The organism is Synechococcus sp. H70.1 (assembly GCF_047502705.1).
Taxonomy (GTDB): Bacteria; Cyanobacteriota; Cyanobacteriia; order Thermostichales; family Thermostichaceae; genus Thermostichus.
Map to the genome: position 1 here is coordinate 1 of NZ_JANSIV010000089.1, position 877 is coordinate 877.

Here is an 877-nt window from a genome sequence, read left to right on the forward strand (position 1 = left end):
CCCCCCTTGACAAAACGGGATTGGTATTGTATAATTACCGTACCCGACCACGGGAAAGGAGGAATCGATGATGATCCGAACGGCACACTTCTTTGGGCTTTTAGGCATCGTGGCGCTCATCGGCGCAAGCCACGCGCAATCTCTGGCTGACCGCCTGCGCGATGCAGGCAGCGTCTCGTTCCGAATCAACAACGCCGACTACGCGGTCAAGATCGGCGAAAACTGCGTGCAGACCTTCGCATCAGGAACGACGGGCGCACAAAACGCCTTCGTCATCAACTTTGAACCAGGCACCCTCAACTTCACTACGACGCTGAACCAGGTTATTAATGCAATTGCGTCCACCCAGACTGTGCGCTTCGTCGCCAGCGTCAACGGCAACCGCATTACATGGACGGCACAGGACATCCCCCAGCCCGTCTGCACGCTCATCACAATTGAGGGAACAGGCTACCCCTTCCGCATCGATAGCATTTACGGCACGATTGCCGTTGACCTGGAGCAAATCGCTTGCACGGATGACCCGCTGGGGCTGCTGAACCGCGAAGTCACGATTCAGCTGAACAATGTGACGGCGACCTCCGAGGTGGGCTTCACGGGCTTCGTGACGGACGGGGTATGTACGCCGTTTTTTCCCGCCTGTGCCCGCGCGTTCAACATCCAGTTGGCGTCCTATGGCGGCGCACGGCTGGAGGGCGATGTGGACTGCAACGGCTGCGTCGATGACGCCGACCTGCTGGCGGTGCTGTTCGCCTTCGGCGGTTCGGGCGGCGCGGAAGACCTCAACGGTGACGGCACAGTGGACGACGCCGACCTGCTGACGGTGCTTTTCGCCTTCGGTAGCGGGTGCTAAGCCCTCACCCCCAGCCCCTCTCCC

The 877-nt window shown here is 60.2% G+C and carries 1 protein-coding gene; it reads left to right on the plus strand.

Annotated elements, in window-relative coordinates; translation table 11 throughout:
- Positions 1 to 67: 67 nt before the first annotated feature.
- Positions 68 to 853, plus strand: a complete 786-nt coding sequence (locus tag NW827_RS06615; RefSeq protein ID WP_414503471.1) for a hypothetical protein — start codon at positions 68 to 70, stop codon at positions 851 to 853.
- Positions 854 to 877: the final 24 nt, after the last annotated feature.